Here is a 757-nt window from a genome sequence, read left to right on the forward strand (position 1 = left end):
GCATGCCGATGCCGGTGTCGGTGACGCTCAGGTGGAGGGTATCGGCGTCGGCGTGGGCCTCGAGGGTGACGCCGCCGCGCTCGGTGAACTTGATGGCGTTGCCCAGCAGGTTGACGATGACCTGGGAGAGTCGCAGGGGGTCGCCCTGGCAGCGGGCGGGCAGGCCGCTCTCGCGGACGCGGAAGTCGAGGCCACGGGCGAAGGCGCGCTCGGCCGAGAGGGTGACGGCACTGTCGATGACCTGTCCGGGGTCGATGGTGATCTGCTCGACGGTGAGCTTGCCGGCCTCGATCTTGGCCGAGTCGAGCACGTCGTTGACGATGCCCAGCAGGTGCTGGCCCGATTCGACGATGCGGATGAACTGGTGGCGGGTCTGCAGCCCGACGCAGTCCCGCTGCCCGAGCTGGGCGAGCCCGAGGATGGCGTTGAGCGGGGTGCGGATCTCGTGGCTCATGTTGGCGACGAATTCACTGCGGGCCTGGGCCAGCTTGCCGGCCTCGGCGCGGGCGGCGGAGCGGGCGGCGGCGTAGGCGATCTCCCGGGCCTGCTCGATGCGCTGCCGTTCGCGGGCGGCGAGCATCACGATGTAGAGGAGCAGGAAGGGCACCGCGGCGGCGGCGGCGAAGAAGAGCGGCGGGATCGCGTGGGCGTCGAGCTCGCGCTGGGTGACGAGGGCCGCCAGCGCGAAGGGGGAGGCCTCGATGCCCTGCTTGAGCACCGCGATCACCGGTTCGCCGGCCAGCGCCGGCAGCCCGTC

At 71.6% G+C, this 757-nt stretch carries 1 protein-coding gene; it reads right to left on the reverse strand.

Features of this window, described 5'->3' with window-relative positions; all coding sequences use genetic code 11:
- Nucleotides 1-757 (reverse strand): histidine kinase dimerization/phospho-acceptor domain-containing protein (locus L6Q67_RS23670; RefSeq protein WP_296576017.1); only part of this gene is annotated, 757 nt, incomplete at both ends.

It is taken from the genome of Zoogloea sp. (assembly GCF_023150065.1).
Taxonomy (GTDB): domain Bacteria; phylum Pseudomonadota; class Gammaproteobacteria; order Burkholderiales; family Rhodocyclaceae; genus Zoogloea.